The organism is Marinobacter sp. VGCF2001 (assembly GCF_049943275.1).
Classification (GTDB): Bacteria; Pseudomonadota; Gammaproteobacteria; order Pseudomonadales; family Oleiphilaceae; genus Marinobacter.
The window spans coordinates 195,056-212,083 of sequence record NZ_JBNFVX010000001.1 but is presented as its reverse complement, the minus strand read 5'-3'; the positions used below and the strand labels follow the sequence as shown (position 1 = coordinate 212,083).

The window sequence follows — 17,028 nt, the reverse complement described above, 5'->3', positions numbered from 1 at the left end:
AAACGAGCCCACAGGGATGTGCTTGTAGGCGTGTTTTGAAAAGCCACATCCTTCTGGTTGCGCCCTGCGCCAACGTGGAAGTCTATGTTGATTCCTAAGGGGAATGCAAAGAATAAAAAACATGAATTGAGGTTATTCGTGGCGCAGGGGTATGATGTCACTATTCGAAGCAGAAACAGAAACCCCCAGAGAGTGAGAGAGAATCATGGCGGGCAAGACCTTATACGACAAATTGTGGGACGACCATCTGGTCAAACAGCGGGACGATGGCTCCGCATTAATTTACATTGATCGTCAATTGCTGCACGAAGTGACATCCCCCCAGGCCTTTGAAGGCCTTCGTCTGGCTGGCCGCAAGCCTTGGCGGATTGATGCCAACATTGCCACACCGGATCACAACGTGCCGACCACGGATCGTGACAAAGGCATCGACGGTATTGTCGATCCGGTCTCCCGCACCCAGGTGGAGACGCTGGACAAAAACTGCGACGAGTTCGGGATTCTGGAGTTCAAGATCAAGGATCAGCGCCAGGGTATCGTGCACGTGATTGGGCCCGAGCAGGGCGCGACTCTGCCGGGAATGAGCATTGTCTGTGGCGATTCCCATACCTCCACTCACGGCGCCTTTGGGTGCCTGGCCCATGGTATCGGCACCTCGGAAGTTGAGCACGTTCTGGCGACCCAGTGCCTGGTTCAGCAGAAGATGAAGAATATGCTGGTGCAGGTGAATGGCAAGCTCGGTGCGGGTGTTACCGGCAAGGATGTGGTGCTCGCAATTATCAGCAAGATTGGTACAGCGGGGGGCACCGGCTACGCCATTGAGTTTGGCGGCGAAGCCATTCGTGGGCTGAGCATGGAAGGCCGGATGACCATTTGTAATATGTCCATCGAAGCTGGCGCCCGGGTGGGCATGGTTGGCGTAGACGATACCACCATCGAGTATGTCAAAGGTCGTCCATTTTCGCCCAGGGGTGAGACCTGGGAGAAGGCGGTTGAGTACTGGCGCACGCTTCACAGCGACGACGATGCGGTGTTCGATAAAGTGGTTGAGCTGGACGGTTCTGCCATTCAGCCCCAGGTGAGCTGGGGTACGTCTCCGGAGATGGTGGTGGGCGTTGAAGGTGCAGTGCCGGATCCGGCGAAGGAAGAGGATCCCATCAAGCGCGAGGGGATTGTTCGGGCGCTGAAATACATGGGATTGCAGCCTAACCAGAAGATAACCGAGATCAAGCTGGACCGGGTCTTTATTGGTTCCTGCACCAACAGCAGGATCGAAGATTTGCGCGAAGCTGCGGCAGTGGTCAAGGGGCGCCAGGTTTCTCCCAGCCTCAAGCAGGCGATGGTGGTGCCGGGTTCCGGTCTGGTAAAAGCCCAGGCGGAGCAAGAGGGTCTGGACAGGATCTTTGTTGAAGCTGGCCTTGAATGGCGTGACCCGGGTTGTTCCATGTGTCTGGCCATGAACGCCGACAAACTGGGGCAGGGCGAGCATTGTGCCTCTACCTCAAACCGGAACTTCGAGGGGCGCCAGGGCTTTGGTGGGCGCACTCATCTGGTGAGCCCGGCCATGGCTGCGGCCGCCGCGGTCACCGGTCATTTCGTTGATGTCCGTGAATTGATCAACTGAGCCACAGGAGAGACACCATGCGCGCATTTACGCAACACCAGGGCATTGTAGCCCCCATGGACCGTTCCAATGTGGACACGGACATGATTATTCCCAAGCAGTTTTTGAAGTCCATCAAGCGTACGGGCTTTGGCCCGAACCTGTTCGATGAACTGCGTTACATGGACGAAGGCAAACCGGATCAGGACTGTTCCAATCGTCCTTTGAACCCCGACTTTGTGCTGAACCAGGATCGTTACAAAAACGCCAGTGTGTTGCTGGCCCGCTCTAATTTTGGCTGCGGTTCGAGCCGTGAGCACGCACCCTGGGCGCTGGATGACTATGGGTTTCGGGTCATTATTGCTCCGAGTTTTGCTGATATTTTCTATAACAACTGCTTTAAGAATGGGTTGTTACCCATTGTTTTGGAAGAAAATATAGTAGATAAGCTTTTTCAGGAAACCGAAGAGAATGAAGGCTATAAGCTGACGGTCGATCTGGAAGCTAAAACGGTGAATACGCCGGATGGTGAATCGTTCAGTTTTGAGGTGGATGATTTTCGTCGCCATTGTCTGCTGAATGGTCTGGACGATATCGGTGTCACGCTGGAAGATGCAGAGGCTATTCAAGCTTATGAGCAGTCGCGTCGTGAGACTGCTCCCTGGCTTTTCAACGCCGGAAACTGACTAACAAGGATTTGGAATATGTCCCGTAATGTATTGCTGTTGCCGGGTGATGGCATTGGGCCGGAAATCGTGGCGGAAGCGGAGAAAGTTCTACACAAGGTAAACGAACGGTTCAGTCTGGGGTTGTCTTTTGACACCGCTCTGGTGGGCGGTGCGGCTATTGATGAGGCCGACACACCGCTGCCGGATGAGACGCTGGAAAAAGCCCGGAATGCCGATGCCATTCTTCTGGGCGCGGTCGGTGGCCCGAAGTGGGACAGTCTGCCCATGGCGAAGCGCCCGGAAAAAGGGTTGTTGGGATTGCGCTCGAATCTGGAGTTGTTTGCCAATCTGCGCCCGGCCATTCTGTACCCGCAGTTGGCCTCAGCGTCTTCGTTGAAACCGGAAGTGGTTTCCGGGCTCGATATCCTGATTGTCCGGGAATTGACCGGTGGTATCTATTTTGGTCAGCCCCGGGGCGTTCGTCAGCTGGAAAGCGGTGAGCGCCAGGGCTACAACACGTACCAGTACACCGAATCCGAGATCCGTCGGATCGGCCGGGTGGCATTTGAAGCCGCTCAACAACGGGGCAAGAAGCTCTGCTCGGTCGACAAGGCGAATGTCCTGGAAGTCACGGTGCTCTGGCGCGAGATCATGGAAGACCTGAAGCGGGAGTTTCCCGATGTGGAGCTGTCGCATATGTACGTGGATAACGCCGCCATGCAATTGGTCCGGGCGCCGAAGCAGTTCGATGTGATTGTGACTGGTAACATGTTTGGTGATATTCTGTCAGACGAAGCAGCCATGCTGACAGGTTCCATTGGTATGTTGCCCTCGGCATCCCTGAATTCAGACAAGCAGGGTATGTACGAGCCGTGCCACGGCTCGGCGCCGGATATTGCCGGCCAAGGCATTGCCAATCCTCTGGCAACCATTCTCAGCGCAGCAATGATGTTGCGTTACAGTCTGAATGAGGAAGCAGCGGCTCAGGCTATCGAGGCCGCAGTCAGCAAGGTGCTGGATCAGGGGCTGCGAACAGCCGACATTATGTCGGAAACGGGCCGGAAAGTGTCGACCCGCGATATGGGCGAGGCGGTTCTGAACGCGCTGTGAAGCGGCCCCGTTATATGCAATTCAGACCCGACAGCGGCAGGATGCAGCCGCTGCGGGATCATCCATCCTGTCCCTGCCAGCGATAACGGTAGAGGGCGGGCATAAAACGAGGTTCAAAGGTCGCATGAAGCGAGTTGGACTTGTAGGTTGGCGTGGCATGGTGGGGTCTGTCCTCATGCAGCGCATGCGTGAAGAAAATGACTTTGCCGATATCGATCCGGTGTTTTTTACCACTTCCCAGGCAGGCAAGCCGGCCCCGGATGTAGGCAAAGAGGGCGTTCCGCCACTACAGAACGCCTTTGATATCGACATCCTCAAGGGTATGGATGTGATCGTAACCTGCCAGGGTGGCGACTACACCACCGAGGTCTATCAGAAACTGCGTGATGCCGGCTGGCAGGGTTACTGGATTGATGCAGCGTCCACGCTGAGGATGGTGGACCACTCGGTCATTGTGCTGGACCCGGTTAACCGCAACGTGATTGATGCGGCGCTGGAAAAAGGCGTAAAAGACTACGTGGGCGGCAACTGTACTGTCAGCCTGATGATGCTGGCTCTGGGGGGGCTGCTTGAGCAGGACCTGATTGAGTGGGTATCTCCGATGACGTACCAGGCTGCATCCGGCTCCGGTGCCCAGAATATGCGGGAACTGCTGAATCAGATGGGTGCCCTGCAGGAGAGCGTTAAACCAGAGCTTGAAGATACCGCGTCCGCGATTCTGGAAATTGACCGCAAGGTAACAGATACCATGCGCTCTGCCGACTTCCCCACCGAACACTTCGGTGTGCCCCTGGCAGGCAGCTTGATTCCGTTTATCGACAAGCAGCTCGATAACGGCATGAGCAAGGAAGAATGGAAAGCGGGAGTCGAGACCAACAAGATTCTGGGGCGCAGTGATAACCCGATTCCGATTGATGGCATCTGCGTGCGGATTGGCGCCATGCGCTCGCACAGTCAGGCAATGACCATCAAGCTGAAGAAGGATCTGTCGGTAGACGAGATCGAGGGTATCCTGGCCAGGGCAAACGATTGGGTGAAAGTGATTCCCAACGATCGCGATGCCACCATGGAGGAGCTCACTCCGGCGAAAGTCACCGGCACGCTGAGTATCCCGATCGGTCGTATCCGCAAGCTGTCCATGGGGCCGGAATACATTTCTGCCTTTACCGTGGGCGACCAGCTGCTCTGGGGGGCCGCAGAGCCTCTGCGTAGGATGCTCCGGATCCTCCAGGAACGTTAAGAATTGTTACGCAGTGGTAATTAATGCCAACTGTGTCCGGTTTTTTGCAAGCCGGTTCGGGGCGGAGGCTGATTTCAGCGTCCGCCCCTGTTATTTTCAGGGGCGCTAAGGAGTTCCGCCCTATAGATAAAAAACGGTGCAAGGATTGCAGCTGATTGATTGATAAAGCGGGCTTTATCAACAATACTTGCCGGATTGATGGGTATTACTGCGATATAAAAACGAGAAATAACAAGGCGAAAGTCATCCAACCTCGTCCGATTCTGTTGAAATACGGCAGTAAAGAATAACGGAGACTGGAAAGGAATAAGCATGAAGGTACGCAAGCTTGCGGTTGCCCTGGCGCTGGCGGGAGGGCTCGGCTCTGGAATGGCTCACGCGCTCGGACTGGGAGAAATTGAACTCCAGTCCTGGCTCAATGAGCCGCTGGATGCAGAAATATCATTGAACCAGAGTCGTGGCGTTGATCCCGGTGAAGTGTTCGTCAACGTGGCACCGGAGAGCGCGTATGAGCGTGTCGGCCTGGATCGCCACCAGTTTCTGAGTCAATTACGATTTGAAGTGGTTACCGGCCCGGATGGCAATTTGGCGATCAGCGTGTCGTCGCGCGGGCCGGTGCGTGAGCCGTATCTGAACTTCCTGCTCGAGCTGACCTGGCCAAATGGCCGTCTGATGCGCGAGTACGCGGTATTGGTTGATCCGCCGGTATACGCTGAGGAATCTGGCATTGATGAGCAGGTTAGCGCTCCCGCGGTACGCGAGGCCCGTCAGCAGCCAGCGCGCAGTGAGGAATCCGTACGCCGGCAGGCCGCCGCTGAGAGTTCGCTGTCCCGCGGCTATGGAGCAGAGACGTTTGGGCCGACAGGCCCCTCAGATACTCTCTGGACGATTGCCCAGCAGGTTCGCCCGAACCGCTCCGTGTCCATGCAGCAGGTCATGCTCGCCATTCAGGACCAGAATCCCGATGCCTTTATGGACGGCAATATCAACCGCTTGAAGCGCGGAGAAGTGTTGCGGGTTCCTTCGCTGGATCAGATCCAGAGTCGTGGTCGTGCAGAAGCGAATCGTCTGGTTGCTCAGCAAAACGAGGCCTTCCAGTCTCCCAGAACAGTGGATGCAACGGACACGGCCCAGAGCTCACCCGGTGAGGCCTCAAGCCAGCCGGCCGGAGATGAACTGCAGCTTCTGGTGGCTGATGAAGCTGATACCCGAACCGCCGAGGACGGCGGGTCGGCCGGCGGAGACGGTGATCTGCCGGGCGGTGTCGATGCCGGTTCGGCGGTCGCCATGGAAGAGCTGGAGGCTGCAAAGCGCGAAAACGAAGAGCTCAACACCCGTGTCCAGGATTTGCAGGATCAAGTTGAAACATTACAGCGGCTGATAGAGCTTAAGAATAGTCAATTAGCCGATGTGCAGGGCATGGTCACGGAAGATGAAGCTGGCGTTCCTGAAGAAGCGGCTGATGCTGGCGCGGAAGGTTCCATGGCGCCGGCTGACGGCGAAGTGGATGCTGATGCCGGCGGCGAGCCGGCGGGCGATGCGCCGGAAAATGGCGCAGGCGACGCTGAAATTGCGGATTCCGCTGCAGATAGCGCTGCCGTAACAGAAGAAACAGAAGGAACAGCAGACGCGACTGCTGCCACTCCGCAGGATGACGCGGCCGAAATGGCCGCGACGGAAACCGAGGCAGGCGACGTTTCTGAGGGGCAGTCTACGGTTGCTGAAGAGATGCCGGCAGAGCCTGAACAGGTTCCGGCAACTCGAGAGCCTGAACAGGCCCCGACAACTCAAGAGTCTGAGGCCCAGCAGCCACAGGAGCCTGCTGCGGCTCCCGAGAAAGCATTTCCGGGCAATATTATCGATGGCATTCTGAATAACCCGGTGTATCAGATTGCCCTGGGTGGCGGGCTGGTTGTCTTGCTGCTCTTGCTGCTGCTCGTTGCGCGTCGGAATGCGAATCGGGAAAAAGAGTTTTATGAGCAGTTGAACAGTGAGGAAGGCGAAGGTGGTGATTCTTTCGACCTCAGCCTTGAAGAGGATGCCGAACCTCAGGCCGAGGGCGACGATGCCATGACCGAGGCTGATACCTATGTGGCTTATGGTCGGCATGACCAGGCTGCCCAGGTGTTGGAAACTGCTATTTCCCGAGAGCCCAGTCGCACCGATTTGCGCCTGAAGCTGCTGTCTGTTTATGCAGACAACCAGGATCGGGACGCGTTCGAGAAGCAATACCGTGAAGTTGAGGCGCTTGAGGACGAAACGGCGATCACCGAAGCGGAGTCTTTGCGGGAGCGTTTGGCCGAAGCAGAGGCCATGCCCAGCATTGACGACCTCGAATCCCAGCTTCGCTCGGACTCGTTTGGTAACGAGCCGGAGTCGGAGGCCGCGGACAGTCTGGCTGCCGGGGACTGGGATATTTCCGACGAGTTGAAGGCCGATGAATTCGAGGCAAGCTCTGAACTCACTGATGAAAATGAGTTCGGTGAACTGGCCTCGGATGTGAGCAAGGAGACGGATACTCGCGACGACCTGATTGAGTACGATCTGTCGGGCATTGAGTCGGGTTCCGAGAGCGGGGAGGCTGAGGAGCCTGCCTCTGAACTGGATTACGCGTCGCTCGAGCTGGACGCTGATCTGGAGAGCGATAAAGATCGGGGTCCGTCCGACGAAGACGATCTGAGTCTGGATTTCGAGTCTGCATTTGAAGATGATGCGCTGTCTGAAGACACCAAGGCCTCGCCGCAAAGTGCTGAAAATGCCGAAGCGGCCGGAGAGACGCCTGCGATTTCTGATGCCGACGACGATCTTGAGCTGGATCTCGAATTCGATGGAGATCTGGAGTCGACCGGTAACGAAACCGATGTATCCGACAAGACAGATCAGGCGGACTTTGACCTGGAGACGGATGCTCTTGATGAGTCCTTCCTTGACGAGCTGGACGCAGAGCTGGACAAGGTGGCCGGTGAAGAAGATCAGCCATCGGAACTTGAGTTGGGCGAATCGGAGCTTGATGACCTTGAGCTGGATGTGTCCGACGAAGACCTGGCTCTGATGGAAGAGTTCTCGGATAACGGAGAGCCGGCGGGACCTCAGGAAGAGGAGGCTTCTCTGGATGAGGAGCTTGAGCTCGAAGATGCTCTTGATGAATCTGCATCAGACGAGTCGGGGGTTGATCTTCAGGACCCGGAAGAGCTTGCAGAGCAGGCAGAGGAGCTGGACGCTGCGGATGTAAGTGACGACGCTGATGATGAATTGGTGCCGGTAGCTTCGGATTCTCTGGATGCCGACGCACGCAGCACCGATGACGCACTGGATATCGACGAGAGTGATCTGGGCGACGAGGACGATTTCGATTTCCTCGCTGGTACGGACGAAGCAGCTACCAAGCTGGACCTCGCCAGAGCCTATATCGAGATGGGTGACAGCGATGGCGCCCGTGATATTCTCGAAGAAGTTGCGCTTGAAGGAAACGAGGAACAGAAAACGGAAGCGCAGGAGCTTCTTAAAAATCTGTCCTGATTCGTTATAATCAGTGCTACCGCGGCAAGCGCCGGCTCAAGAGCCGGCGTTTTGCTTTTCTAGTGGACAGCAATTAGGTCTCCCTTTGTTTCTCACGCCTCAGCCCCTCACTACAGATAACGCCGTCGGTAATGGACGGGTTGCCATCATATTCGAGTATGACGGCCAAAACTTTCACGGTTGGCAGTTTCAGAAAAGCGGTGTGCGTTCAGTGCAGGGAGAGTTGTCGCAGGCAGCAGCCCGGGTTGCCGACCATCCGGTCGATCTCGTCTGTGCCGGCCGAACCGACGCCGGTGTGCACGCCAGTTTTCAGGTAGCCCATTTCGATACGCCCTCTATCCGCACCGTTCGTTCATGGGTGATGGGGATGAATACGGCATTACCGGACGATATTTCCGTGCATTGGGCCGGCAATGGCCAGGGGGACTTCCATGCCCGGTTTTCTGCGATTTACCGTCGCTACCGGTACGTAATCTATAATCATCCGGTGCGCCCCGGTATTCAGCGGAATCAGGTAACCTGGACCTTCAGGCCGCTGGATGCGGAACGTATGCACCGGGCAGCCCAGGTGCTGGTTGGCGAGCACGATTTCTCGGCATTCCGGGCCGCCGGTTGCCAGTCGAGAACACCGATCCGTTTTCTTGAACAAATTTCGGTAACCCGATGCGGGGCATTCATCGTAATAGATGTGCAGGCCAATGCGTTTCTCCACCATATGGTGCGAAATATTGCCGGCGCCCTGATGGCGGTGGGTAATAGCAAGCAACCCGAGGGGTGGATTGGTGATATTCTGGAGTCTCGCGATCGCAAGCGTGCGGGGGTAACCGCGCCACCGCACGGCCTGTACCTGGTCGATGTGGGATATCCGGACTCACTCGGCATACCCGCGGCTTCCTGTGGCCCGGCGTTTGTGTCGCCCTGGTTCCGCCCGGAGGCGAATGCGCCGATCACCCCCACTCACATACATCGCAAACAGGTACCCGCTCAATCATGACGGTTCGTGTGAAAATATGTGGCCTGACCCGCCGGCAAGATGTTCAGGCAGCGATTGACTGCGGAGCGCACGCCATTGGCCTGGTGTTTTACCCTCCCAGCCCGCGCTCAGTTTCTATGGAGGTGGCCCGGGAGCTGGGCTCAATGATACCCGCTTTCGTAACGGTTACAGGGCTTTTCGTGAATCCGGAGCGCGAGTTCGTGGAAGATGTTTTAAAGACGGTTCCGCTGGACCTGCTCCAGTTTCACGGGGATGAGTCTCCCGATTTTTGCCGATCCTTTGGCCGGCGCTGGATCAAGGCTGTGAGAGTGCGGGAGGCGGGGCAGATTGAGCAGGCCTGTGCTGATTATCATCAGGCATCGGGCTTGCTGGTAGATGCCTGGGACCCGAATCATTACGGGGGAACCGGTCAATCGTTTAACTGGTCGTTGATACCCGAACAAAGACCCTTGCCCCTGATATTGGCCGGTGGGCTGTCATCTGCTAACGTAGCCCGCGCCATCGAGCAGGTTCGCCCCTGGGCGGTTGACGTCAGCGGCGGCGTAGAAGAGTGCAAGGGTAAAAAAGACGCCACCAAATTGTCTCAATTTTTCAAAGAGGTTCACCGTGTCTGTAAAACTGACTGAAGAAATGTTGAAGGCGTTTCCCGATGCAAGAGGTCACTTCGGTGCCTTCGGTGGTCGGTTTGTTTCTGAAACCCTGATGGATTCGCTGATGACGCTTGAGAAAGAGTATTTGCGTCTGAAGGAAGATCCTGAGTTTCAGGCCACGTTTGATCAGGATCTGGCTGATTATGTCGGCCGCCCGAGCCCGCTGTATTTTGCGGAACGTCTGACCCGGGAAACCGGTGGCGCGCAAATCTGGCTCAAGCGCGAAGACCTCAATCACACGGGTGCCCACAAAGTAAACAACACCATCGGCCAGGCGCTGCTGGCGAGCTTTCTTGGCAAAAAGCGCATTATTGCGGAAACCGGTGCCGGCCAGCATGGCGTTGCAACGGCGACGGTTTGTGCACGCTTGGGGCTGGAGTGCCACGTGTTCATGGGGGCCGAGGACGTTAAGCGTCAGTCTCTGAACGTCTATCGGATGAAGCTTCTGGGTGCGACAGTCCACGCGGTACAAAGCGGTACCAAAACGTTGAAAGATGCGATGAACGATGCCATGCGTGATTGGGTCGCTCATGTCGATGACACGTTTTACATCATTGGCACCGTTGCCGGGCCGCATCCGTACCCGTTACTGGTTCGTGATTTCCAGTCTGTGATCGGGCGGGAAATCCGCAAGCAGTCCATGGAGAAAACGGGTAAGTTGCCAGACGCGCTGGTGGCGTGTGTTGGTGGTGGTTCCAACGCTATTGGCATGTTCTACCCGTTCCTTGCCGATGAGTCTGTTGAATTGTATGGGGTGGAAGCCGGTGGTCTGGGTATTGAAACCGGTCAGCACGCCGCGCCCTTGTGTGCCGGTCGTCCTGGAGTGTTGCACGGCAACAGAACCTATCTGATGGAAGATGAAAATGGCCAGATTGCAGGCACACATTCGGTAAGTGCCGGCCTGGATTACCCCGGCGTGGGTCCCGAGCACTCCTGGTTGAAAGACATCGGTCGGGCGAATTATGTATCGGTCACTGACGATGAGGCTCTTGACGGCTTCCGCAAGCTGACGCGGGTTGAGGGTATCATGCCGGCACTGGAAACCGCTCATGCCGTTGCTTATGCTCTCAAGCTTGCTGCGACGATGGACAAGGACAAGATGCTGGTCATCAACATTTCCGGTCGGGGCGACAAGGATATTCATACTATTGCCCAGTTGGATGGCATTGAGATCTGAAGGTATCAGGAGCAGGCATGAGCCGAATTGAAGGTGTACTGAAAAGGTTGAAAACGCAGGGCCGCAAGGCCCTGATTCCCTATATCACGGCCGGCGACCCTCATCCGGATCAAACGGTCAGGCTGATGCATACCCTGGTGTCTGCCGGTGCAGATATCATCGAGCTGGGCGTTCCGTTTTCTGATCCCATGGCAGACGGGCCGGTTATCCAGTTAGCCTGCGAGCGCGCTCTCAAGCATGGTACGTCTCTGCGCCAGGTTCTCGCTATGGTCAAGGAGTTCCGCAAAACGGACCCGGATACGCCGGTCGTGCTGATGGGCTACCTCAACCCGATGGAAGCGATGGGGTATGAGGCGTTTGCGAACGCTGCTGCTGATGCAGGTCTGGATGGTGTTTTGACCGTGGATCTGCCGCCGGAGGAAGCTGATCAGGTGGCGCCGCTGTTTGCTGAACGGCACCTGGATCCGATTTTTCTGCTTTCGCCGACCACTACAGACGACCGCATCCGGGCGATCAGCGAGCACTCATCCGGCTATGTGTACTATGTTTCTATCAAGGGCGTGACCGGTTCTGCGACCATCGATGTCGACGAAGTGGCGAAAAAGGTTGCTCATGTGCACGAGCTGACCGCCTTGCCGGTGGGTGTCGGCTTCGGTATCCGGGATGCCGACACGGCGGCGGCTGTTGGCAGAGTATCCGATGGTGTAATTGTTGGCAGCGTGTTGGTCGATACAATAGCCCGAAATCAGACAGATCCGGATAGCCTGCAAAAGGCCCTGACGGATCTGCTGCACCCGATGCGCAAAGCGCTGGATAGCCTGGCGGACTGACCAGGCGGGTTCCAGGCATCAAAGGACAGGATGAGAGCATGAGTAACTGGCTGGACAAAATCATGCCGAGCAAGATCCGCTCGGAATCGCGGCAACGTACCGGAGTTCCGGAAGGTTTATGGAAAAAGTGCCCGAAGTGTGGCGCTTTCCTGTATAAGCCTGAGCTCGAAAAAAACCTGGACGTGTGCCCTAAATGCAATCACCACTTGCGGGTGTCTGCCCGACGCAGGCTCGATATTTTCCTGGATAAAGACGGTCGTGAAGAGCTGGCTGATCATCTCGAGCCTTCTGATCGACTGAAGTTTAAAGACAGCAAGCGTTACAAGGATCGCTTGTCGGCAGCCCAGAAAGCAACGGGGGAAAAAGATGCCCTGGTTGCGATCAGGGGCACCACCATGGGAGTTCCACTTGTCGCCTGCGCCTTCGAGTTCAACTTTCTTGGCGGTTCGATGGGCCGGGTTGTAGGGGAAAAGTTCGTCCAGGCGGCGAATGTCGCGCTCGAACATCGTATCCCCCTGGTGTGTTTTTCAGCCAGTGGCGGCGCCCGTATGCAGGAGGCGATTCTGTCGCTGATGCAAATGGCGAAAACCGCAGCGGTTCTGGAAAAGATGAAACAGGAGGGGATTCCTTACGTGTCGGTGATGACGGATCCCGTATTTGGCGGCGTCTCTGCAAGTTTGGCCATGCTGGGCGATCTCAATATTGCTGAGCCATACGCCCTGATTGGTTTTGCCGGGCCCCGGGTGATCGAGCAGACTGTTCGGGAGAAGCTGCCGGAAGGGTTTCAGCGCAGTGAGTTTTTGCTGGAGCACGGCGCCATCGATATGATTCTGCATCGCCACCAGATGCGTGAACGCATTGCCCACCTGCTGGCCAAGTTTACTGCCCAGGAAAAACCCGGTACCGAAGCCCCCATTGAGTTTGAAGTGACAGAAAAGCCCGATGTCGATGAACCAGCAGGGCACTGACGGGCCCGCCACTCCCGCCGGCCCGCCGGTCAGCGGGGCGTCCGTCGAGCAATGGCTGGGCTGGCTGGAGGCCATTCATCCCACCGATATTGACCTGGGGCTGGACCGGGTGCTCGTTGTCTTGCGTCGCCTGTTTCCCCGCAGGCCGGACGCGCGGATTGTCACCGTGGCCGGAACTAACGGCAAAGGGACCACGGTAACCGCACTGGAATCGATCTTGCTCAAGTCGGGCAGGGCGGTTGGGGCTTACACATCGCCCCATCTTCTTCAGTATAACGAACGTGTTCGGCTCAACGGCCAGGACATTTCAGATGCCGCCCTGGTGTCGGCGTTTGAGAAGGTGGAGGCAGCCCGGCGCAGCGTGTCCCTGACCTACTTTGAGTTCGGCACGCTTGCTGCCTTCGTTGCGTTTGCCGACGCCGGTGTCCAGGATTGGGTACTGGAAGTGGGGCTGGGCGGCCGTCTTGACGCGGTTAATGTGCTCGACCCGGATTTTGCGGTGATATCGTCGGTTGATATTGATCATATCGGCTTTCTTGGCGATAACCGGGAGGTTATTGGTTTTGAAAAGGCGGGAATCCTTCGGCCCGGCATTGTCGCCGTGTGCGCGGATACCCGGCCGCCGTCTTCGGTTCTGCAGCAAGCCGCGGCACAGAAGGTTGATCTGAAGCTTACCGGGCGGGATTATCATCTCTCTCCGGCGGACGCCGGTCACGTGTGGCTCGACTCAGGTGGGGAGCGCATCCGCCTGCCGGCTGGCCCGTTACCGGTTCAGAGTATTGCGGCCGCCGCGGTTCTCTCCCGGGCATTGGTGCCCGATCTTCCCCTGGAGGATCTCCAGGCGGCCGTCGGCGATGTGCAGGTGCCGGGCCGCTTTGAAACACTCCATACGGCTCCCGATGTGATAGTGGATGTTGGCCATAACCCCCATGCGGCCGAATGGCTGGCTGGCAAACTGGATGCGTTGAAAGCCGGTCAGCGCAAGCGGATTCTGGCGGTCTATGCGGCGTTGGCAGATAAAGACATTGAAGGGGTGGTCAGTGCTGTATCAACGGTGGTTGACCGCTGGTACCTGGCGGGCCTTGATATACCCAGGGGGCTTGATGAATGCCAGCTTGCCGAACGTATCGGCTCTGTTGCCTTGCAGGGTGAGCCGCGGTTGTCCGGAAGCGTCGCCGAGGCACTGACATTGGCCATGAATCAGGCCACGCCTGACGATATTATTGTTGTGTTCGGCTCCTTCTTTACTGTGGCTCAGGCCCGGTCTGAGCTTTTGCTGGATTCATCCTCGCCTTAAAGTTTGTCCATGGGCCGGCGGCAGCCTTTGAGTTATGATCAGGGGCCGGTTAGTATCGTGAAGAAACAGGTTGTTAACGGGAGCCCTCACTGGTGGATGGACTGAAACAGCGGATCATAGGCGCGCTTGTGCTGGTTTCACTGGCGGTTATTTTTGTGCCCATGATTTTCGACGAGCCGCATACGCAGAGACAGTCCACGCCCATTACCATTCCTGAAGAACCTCCGTTTCCCGAAGTCGATATGCCGGATGCCGGGTATCCGGAGAGCGAGGCTGATGGCTCCGCAGACCCCAGTAATGAGCCCTCGGGCGGGTTCCGTATTGTCGAGGAAGAGTCGGCTGTCGTGGATGCGGAACCGTCTGCCTCAGACCCGGAACCCGATGCTTCGGCTCAACCTGCTGAACAGCCGGAACCGGAGCCCTCTCCGGATGATGGGGTGGCGCTTACGGCTGATGCCAGCGAAGGCTCTGCAAAAGCCGAATTCAGCGGGTCGCTTGACGGCGCGTGGGTTGTCCAGCTTGGCAGCTTTGGCAACGAGGACAATGCCCGACGCCTCCGTAATAACGTGATCGAGATGGGCTATGGTGCACACCTTCAGCAGGTGCAGCGAGGCGAGAGTACCCTTACCCGGGTATTCAGCGGCCCCTTTGTCGAGAAAAGCGATGCGCAGGCCGCCAAAGAAGCCCTGGATAAAGCGTTTGGCCTGTCCAGTCTGGTCACGACCGGTGACAAATAGTGGTCGCTTGTCCGATTAAAATGCCACTGGCAGTTTGGTGTGATCCGGTTTCCTGATAGAATCCGCCATTCGTTTTCTCCACCGGGTTTTACATGGAAGCGCTGATCTGGATCGACTGGGTCATCATTGCCCTGATTACCGTCTCCACACTTATTAGCCTGAAACGAGGGTTCGTTCGCGAAGCCCTGTCGCTGGTGACGTGGGTCGGTGCATTCATTATTGCCCGCACATTCCATCCCCAGATGCAGTCGCTTCTGGAATCCACCGTGGAAACTCCGCTGGTGCGGTTGATTGCCGCTTTCGCCATCCTGTTTTTTGGCACGCTCATTGTCGGAGCCATTATTAATAACATGATTGGCCACCTGGTTCGTGCCACGGGACTCTCGGCAACGGACAGAGTGCTGGGTATGGGTTTTGGTCTGCTCAGGGGGGTGGTTGTGGTGATTGTTGCCATTGCGTTTTCCCGCTATACGCCTCTGGCGGAGGATACCTGGTGGAGAACATCGGTTATGATTGATCGTCTTGCGGTCGTTGAAGATTGGTCCCGGCGCACCCTGGGCGATGAATTTGCCCGTTTCCTGGGCCCCGGGCAGGAAACGCAGGCCGTGCCTGATGCATCCGTTCAGGCCGAAGGCGCGGAACCCGCGTCTGCATCCCGTTAACATTCAGTTCTAACACTCGGAGAAACTCCCAGCCATGTGCGGCATTGTCGGTATCGTCAGTACTTCCAACGTCAATCAGCTTCTTTATGATGCACTGACTGTTCTTCAGCACCGTGGCCAGGATGCGGCGGGTATTGTTACCTTTCAGGACGAACGCTTTTTCTTGCGTAAGGATAATGGCCTGGTCAGGGATGTTTTCCATACCCGGCATATGCGCCGGCTGGTGGGCAATGTGGGCATCGGGCACGTGCGCTACCCCACGGCGGGCAGCTCCAGTTCCGCTGAAGCCCAGCCATTCTACGTAAACAGCCCTTATGGCATTACCCTGGCCCATAACGGCAACCTGACCAACGCCGACGAGCTGAGCCAGGACCTGTTCCGTACAGATCTGCGCCACATTAACACCAACTCCGATTCCGAGGTTCTGCTGAACGTGTTTGCCCACGAGTTGCAAAAGCTGGGCAAGCTGAATCCTACGAAAGACGAGATCTTTGCGGCTGTGCGGGCCGTGCACAAACGCTGCAAGGGTGCGTATGCCGTGATCGCGATGATCACCGGTTATGGCATCGTGGGTTTCCGGGACCCCAACGGCATTCGGCCGGTCTGTTACGGGGTGCGGGAGAACGAGGAAGGCCACAAGGAATACATGATAGCGTCGGAAACGGTTGCGCTGAACGCGGCGGGATTTTCAATTGTCCGCGATATCGCTCCGGGTGAAGCGGTTTATATTGAAACCGATGGCACCTTGTATTCAGAGCAGTGTGCCGAAGCGCCCAAGCTGTATCCCTGTATTTTCGAGCATGTCTATTTTGCGCGGCCGGATTCGATCATGGACGGAGTGTCCGTGTACAAAGCTCGCCTGCGCATGGGTGAAGTGCTGGCCGATAAAGTGTTGCGGGAGCGCCCGGACCACGATATTGATGTGGTTATCCCCATTCCGGATACCAGCCGGACGTCTGCGATGCAGATGGCGCATCAGCTTGGTGTTAAATACCGCGAAGGGTTCATCAAGAACCGGTACATCGGCCGAACCTTTATTATGCCGGGCCAGAAGATGCGCAAGAAATCCGTTCGCCAGAAACTCAATCCGATTGATCTGGAGTTCCGTGGCAAGAACGTCATGCTGGTTGATGATTCCATTGTGCGCGGCACCACCTGCAAAGAAATCGTTCAGATGGCCCGGGATGCCGGAGCGCGCAACGTCTACTTTGCCTCGGCGGCGCCCCCCGTGCGCTACCCCAATGTGTATGGCATCGATATGCCCTCGGCCAGTGAACTGATTGCGCATGACCGGAGCGTTGACGAGGTGCGGGACCTGATTGGGGCCGATTGGCTGATCTACCAGGAGCTGGATGATCTGATTACCTGCGTCAGTGACGTTAACGACGACATCAACGGCTGGGAGTGTTCGGTGTTTACGGGGGACTACATCACCGGGGACGTCGACACGGCCTACCTTGCGAAGCTCGAAGACCTTCGTAATGATGAGAAACGATCGGGCAGCCAGGTGGCCAACGATGATAATGCGATCATAGATCTGCACAATGACGAAGACTGACATTACTGAGACTGG

The 17,028-nt window shown here is 56.8% G+C and carries 14 protein-coding genes; all 14 read left to right on the top strand.

Going from position 1 to position 17,028, the window contains the following annotated elements; all coding sequences use genetic code 11:
* The first annotated feature begins 205 nt into the window (after window positions 1-205).
* The 14 genes from leuC to purF all read left to right on the top strand — a co-directional run bounded on the left by leuC (window position 206) and on the right by purF (window position 17,013).
* Entirely contained in the window at window positions 206-1,624 is a 1,419-nt protein-coding gene (gene leuC, locus ACP2AU_RS00970) for a 3-isopropylmalate dehydratase large subunit (RefSeq protein ID WP_426373900.1), read from the top strand.
* A 17-nt stretch (window positions 1,625-1,641) separates the two neighbouring features.
* Window positions 1,642-2,289, top strand: coding sequence for a 3-isopropylmalate dehydratase small subunit (gene leuD / locus ACP2AU_RS00965; RefSeq protein WP_426373899.1), 648 nt, complete (start codon window positions 1,642-1,644; stop codon window positions 2,287-2,289).
* An 18-nt stretch (window positions 2,290-2,307) separates the two neighbouring features.
* The gene (gene leuB, locus ACP2AU_RS00960; protein ID WP_426373898.1) at window positions 2,308-3,381 is read left to right on the top strand and encodes a 3-isopropylmalate dehydrogenase; all 1,074 of its coding nucleotides are present in this window, start codon (window positions 2,308-2,310) and stop codon (window positions 3,379-3,381) included.
* Window positions 3,382-3,505: 124 nt separating this feature from the next.
* Window positions 3,506-4,621: an aspartate-semialdehyde dehydrogenase gene (gene asd / locus ACP2AU_RS00955; RefSeq protein WP_426373897.1), complete on the top strand. Its 1,116-nt coding sequence runs from the start codon at window positions 3,506-3,508 to the stop codon at window positions 4,619-4,621.
* Window positions 4,622-4,933: 312 nt separating this feature from the next.
* Complete coding sequence (locus tag ACP2AU_RS00950; RefSeq protein WP_426373896.1) at window positions 4,934-8,140, top strand: FimV/HubP family polar landmark protein; 3,207 nt, start codon at window positions 4,934-4,936, stop codon at window positions 8,138-8,140.
* Between the two features lie 85 nt (window positions 8,141-8,225).
* Window positions 8,226-9,134: a tRNA pseudouridine(38-40) synthase TruA gene (gene truA, locus ACP2AU_RS00945; RefSeq protein ID WP_426373895.1), complete on the top strand. Its 909-nt coding sequence runs from the start codon at window positions 8,226-8,228 to the stop codon at window positions 9,132-9,134.
* The gene (locus ACP2AU_RS00940) at window positions 9,131-9,760 is read left to right on the top strand and encodes a phosphoribosylanthranilate isomerase (RefSeq protein ID WP_426373894.1); all 630 of its coding nucleotides are present in this window, start codon (window positions 9,131-9,133) and stop codon (window positions 9,758-9,760) included. Before truA ends, ACP2AU_RS00940 begins: the two co-directional genes overlap by 4 nt.
* Complete coding sequence (gene trpB / locus ACP2AU_RS00935; RefSeq protein ID WP_426374411.1) at window positions 9,753-10,961, top strand: tryptophan synthase subunit beta; 1,209 nt, start codon at window positions 9,753-9,755, stop codon at window positions 10,959-10,961. Before ACP2AU_RS00940 ends, trpB begins: the two co-directional genes overlap by 8 nt.
* A gap of 17 nt (window positions 10,962-10,978) precedes the next feature.
* The gene (gene trpA, locus ACP2AU_RS00930; RefSeq protein ID WP_426373893.1) at window positions 10,979-11,791 is read left to right on the top strand and encodes a tryptophan synthase subunit alpha; all 813 of its coding nucleotides are present in this window, start codon (window positions 10,979-10,981) and stop codon (window positions 11,789-11,791) included.
* A 38-nt stretch (window positions 11,792-11,829) separates the two neighbouring features.
* Complete coding sequence (accD, locus tag ACP2AU_RS00925; protein ID WP_426373892.1) at window positions 11,830-12,759, top strand: acetyl-CoA carboxylase, carboxyltransferase subunit beta; 930 nt, start codon at window positions 11,830-11,832, stop codon at window positions 12,757-12,759.
* Complete coding sequence (gene folC, locus ACP2AU_RS00920; RefSeq protein ID WP_426374409.1) at window positions 12,740-14,056, top strand: bifunctional tetrahydrofolate synthase/dihydrofolate synthase; 1,317 nt, start codon at window positions 12,740-12,742, stop codon at window positions 14,054-14,056. The genes accD and folC overlap by 20 nt, the downstream gene beginning before the upstream one ends.
* Window positions 14,057-14,148: 92 nt before the next feature.
* Window positions 14,149-14,793 carry an SPOR domain-containing protein gene (locus tag ACP2AU_RS00915; RefSeq protein WP_426373891.1) on the top strand — a complete coding sequence of 215 codons (645 nt, stop codon included), beginning with the start codon at window positions 14,149-14,151 and terminating at the stop codon, window positions 14,791-14,793.
* 92 nt (window positions 14,794-14,885) lie between these two features.
* Entirely contained in the window at window positions 14,886-15,455 is a 570-nt protein-coding gene (locus ACP2AU_RS00910) for a CvpA family protein (protein ID WP_426373890.1), read from the top strand.
* A gap of 34 nt (window positions 15,456-15,489) precedes the next feature.
* Window positions 15,490-17,013: an amidophosphoribosyltransferase gene (purF, locus tag ACP2AU_RS00905; RefSeq protein ID WP_426373889.1), complete on the top strand. Its 1,524-nt coding sequence runs from the start codon at window positions 15,490-15,492 to the stop codon at window positions 17,011-17,013.
* Window positions 17,014-17,028: the final 15 nt, after the last annotated feature.